General features: G+C 73.2%; 5 protein-coding genes. 1 reads left to right on the top strand and 4 read right to left on the bottom strand.

Going from position 1 to position 3497, the window contains the following annotated elements; all coding sequences use genetic code 11:
• Positions 1-313: 313 nt before the first annotated feature.
• Entirely contained in the window at positions 314-1024 is a 711-nt protein-coding gene (locus CH341_RS29605) for an LrgB family protein (RefSeq protein WP_111422954.1), read from the bottom strand.
• Complete coding sequence (locus CH341_RS29600; protein ID WP_111422952.1) at positions 999-1436, bottom strand: CidA/LrgA family protein; 438 nt, start codon at positions 1434-1436, stop codon at positions 999-1001. The genes CH341_RS29605 and CH341_RS29600 overlap by 26 nt, the downstream gene beginning before the upstream one ends.
• Positions 1437-1535: 99 nt before the next feature.
• On the opposite strand from CH341_RS29600, the gene CH341_RS29595 reads away from it, so the two are divergent.
• A complete protein-coding gene (locus CH341_RS29595; RefSeq protein ID WP_111422950.1) occupies positions 1536-2423 on the top strand; it encodes a LysR family transcriptional regulator in 888 nt (295 codons plus the stop codon).
• Between the two features lie 27 nt (positions 2424-2450).
• Here the strand turns inward: CH341_RS29595 and CH341_RS29590 are convergent, their stop codons facing one another.
• Positions 2451-3035, bottom strand: coding sequence for a DUF29 domain-containing protein (locus CH341_RS29590; RefSeq protein WP_170149862.1), 585 nt, complete (start codon positions 3033-3035; stop codon positions 2451-2453).
• Positions 3036-3075: 40 nt separating this feature from the next.
• On the bottom strand, positions 3076-3423 hold the full coding sequence (locus CH341_RS29585; RefSeq protein ID WP_146604678.1) for a hypothetical protein: 348 nt from the start codon (positions 3421-3423) through the stop codon (positions 3076-3078).
• Positions 3424-3497: the final 74 nt, after the last annotated feature.

The raw sequence follows: 3497 nt of genomic DNA, 5'->3' as shown, positions 1-3497 counted from the left end.
CCACGCCACGCCGCGCCCCACTCGCTCCTCATCCCGAGGCGCCCGGCGAAGCCGGGCCTCGAAGGATGCGGCCCCGACAATCTCAGTGACCGCCTCGCAGCCCGGCTCGGGTGGAACGAAGCTCCGGGATTCCCGCGAGGCCCAGCCCGGCCGTCGCTGCGCTCCGCCCAGGCTACGATCGACGACGATCTGCGATCGGCGCCACCGGCCTCGCCGCCGGCCCGGCGCCGGGGGGGTCGCGCCTCGCCGTCGCCCTGCCGTTCGCCGTCGCCGGCCGTTTTGGCGCCGGCGCCAGGGGCGCCGCCGGCGCCGGTCAGGGCAGCAGGTGGGCGAGCAGCGGGGCGACGGCGACGTTGGTCATGCCGACCATCACCATCAGCAGGCCGGCGATGGTGCCCTCCTCGCGGCCGATCTGGTGGGCCCGGGCCGTGCCGACGCCGTGGGCGCCGACGCCGAACAGCGCGCCCTTGGCCATCGCCGAGCGCAGCGGCAGCCGGGCCAGCACGAGATCGCCGATCGCCGCGCCGGTGACGCCGGTCATGACCACGAACACGGCGGTGAGATCCGGGATGCCGCCGATCTCGCCCGACACCTCGATGGCGAAGGGCGTGCTGATCGAGCGCGGCAGCAGGCTGAGCCGCAGCGCCCCGTCGACGCCGAGCAGAGACGCGAGGCCCCAGCTCGACGCCACCGCCGTGACGCTGCCGACCGTGACGCCGACCAGCAACAGCGGCCAGTGCCGGCGGATCATCGCGCGCTGCTCGTAGATCGGCACCGCGAACGCCACCGTCACGGGCCCGAGCATCGCCACCAGCCAGCCGGTGCCGCGGATGTAGTCGCGATAGGACTCGTGCAGCAGCAGTGCGGCGATCACCAGCAGCGCCGGCGCGACGGCGAGCGGCATCAGCCACCAGCGCGGCCAGCGGCGGTGGATCCGCTTGGCCAGGAGATAGAACACGATGGTGGCAGCCGACCAGGCGACCGCCCGGACCAGAGGCTCAGTCAGCAAGGCGGGCAGCGACATGACGCTCGGTCCAGCGGTAGCAGAGGTCGACGGTCAGCGCCGTCACGCCCATCACGGCCGCCGTGCTGAGCACGATGACGGCGAGGATCTTCACGCCCAGCAGGCCGAGCAGCTCGCCGTGGTCCAGCACGACCAGCACGGCCGGCACGAAGAACAGCAGCATCTCGGCCAAAAACCAGTCGGCGCCGCGCTTCATGGTGACGACGGGCAGGCGCCGGGCTGCCAGCGCCGCGAAGGCGAGGCCGAGGCCGACGATGCCGCCCGGCATCGGCAGTCCGGTGGTGCGGACGATCGCCTCGCCGGCCAGCCAGAAGACCCCGACGAGGCCGATCTGCAGCAGCCGGCTGCGGCGGACGAGGCGGCGGGAGAGGACGACGAGGTGACGAGGGCCGAGCGGCGCGAGCCGGGTCATGGCGGGGGTTCCGGTTGATCTGGCCCCGACGGTATATCGCAATGCGGCATGCACTAAATGAATTGTACGACTGCGATCAAGTCGTATATGGAATAGATCATGGAATTCAGGACGCTGCGGGCTTTCGTGGAGGTGGTGCGGCAGGGCGGCTTCTCGTCGGCCGCCAAGGTGGTGTTCGCCACCCAGTCGACCGTCAGCAAGGCGGTGAAGCAGCTCGAGCACGAGATCGGGCTGCCTTTGCTCGACCGGCTGGGCCACCGGGTCACGCTGACGGCGGCCGGCGAGATCGTCTACCGGCGCGCCCTGCGGCTGCTCGCCGAGCGCGACGACCTTACGGCCGAGCTCGCCGAGCTGCGCGGCCTGAAGCGCGGCACGCTGCGGCTCGGCCTGCCGCCGATCGGCAGCGGCGTGCTGTTCGCGCCGCTCGTCGCCGTCTACCGGCAGCGGCATCCGGAGATCGAGATTCGGCTGGTCGAGCACGGCAGCGAGCGGCTCAACGAGCTGCTGGAGGCCGGCGACATCGATTTCGCCGGGCTGCTGGCGCCGATCGCCCAGGAATTCGCCCAGCAGGCGGTGCGCAGCGAGCCGCTGATGGCGCTGCTCGCCCCGGGCCACCCGCTCGCCGGCCGCGACACGCTCCGGCTCGGCGACCTGCGGGACACGCCGTTCATCCTGTTCGAGAGCGGCTTCACGCTCAACCGGATCATCCTCGAAGCCTGCCGGCGCGACGGCTTCGAGCCGACCGTGGTGGCGCGCAGCAGCCAGATCGACTTCATCGCCGGGCTGGCCGGCGCCGGGCTCGGGGTCGCCTTCCTGCCCCGGATGATCGCCACCCAGCGCACCCAGGTGCCGATCAGCCTCGTCCTGCTCGACGCGCCCGGGACCGAATGGAGCATGGCGATGGCGTGGCGGCGCGGCGCCTACCTGTCGCCCGCCGGCGACGCCTGGCTGGCGCTGCTGCGCGAGACGTGGAGCGAGGTGTCCTGACGGGCGGCGCGCGCTGGGTGGGCCGGGTCACGCCCGGACGGCGGCCTGCACCCGGCGGACCAGGCCGGCGACGTCGGGCGGTGCGGCGAGGAGGTCGTCGAGGCCGAGCGGCGCCGCGTCGGGCAGTGCCGCGACCGCGTCCTGCTGCGGCGTGCCCTCGTAGGCCAGCGCCACCTGCTGGCGCGCCGAGCGCCACAGCGCGTCCAGATCGATGCGCTGGCGCATGGAGGGGGCGTAGCGACGCAGCATGTCGCCGTGGAAGCCGACGATCTCGGCCCGCCAGTGGCGCACCGGGGCTGCGTCGGGATCCCCCGTGAGCATCATGACCCGGATGAGAAGCCGACGGATGAGCCCTTTGACCGCGGCGAGCTCGGATCGGCCAACGCTCGCGATCTCCTCCGCGACGTTTTCCGCATCGAACGCATCGGGGAGGTCGCGCCTGCCAGCGAGGCTACGAATCAGTTCGGCCTGCTGCTCGGACCACAGCAGGATGTCGTCGTCGTACGTCGTCGTCGTACAGCGTGCGCGGGCCGCCCATGCCTGCTCCGCCCCGGGCCCGCCGATGCCGTCCGCCCCGGCGGGTGATCCTGTCAGAGCGCCCGGCGCCGCCACCAGGCACCCCGCGAACGAGCTCGCGGGGGCGATCCGGCCCCTACTCCACGCCCTGCGCCATCAGCGGCGCCTTGCCGAAGAGCGGGTCGGCCACGGCGAGGGCCGGAGCTGCGGGCGCGCCGGTCAGGTGCGGCGCGAACAGCTCGAGGTCGTAGGGCCGCGCCGGCTGGACCAGGGTGACGGGGCCGAGCATCTCGGTCGACAGGATGGCGCCGAGGCGCTGGGTCGGGGCCGGCCCGAAATGCCCGACCGCCGGGCCGACCGCGGTCCAGCCCGCGGCGCCGGCAATGGCCGCGCGGGCGTCCGCGGCGGCCGGCAGCGCCGTCGCACCGACCAGGAGGGCGGCGGCGGACAAAGCGGCGCAGAGCGGCGTGAGGTTCTTGGTCATGGTTCCCCTCCGGGTCGTGTCATACGGCGTCCGTCCGATCACCTCGGTCATTCCGGGACGGCGCGGAGCGCCGG

The sequence above is a fragment of the Rhodoplanes roseus genome (genome assembly GCF_003258865.1).
Lineage (GTDB): Bacteria > Pseudomonadota > Alphaproteobacteria > Rhizobiales > Xanthobacteraceae > Rhodoplanes > Rhodoplanes roseus.
Note: the sequence above shows the minus strand (reverse complement) of the source record. Positions and strands in the feature narration are given on the sequence as shown.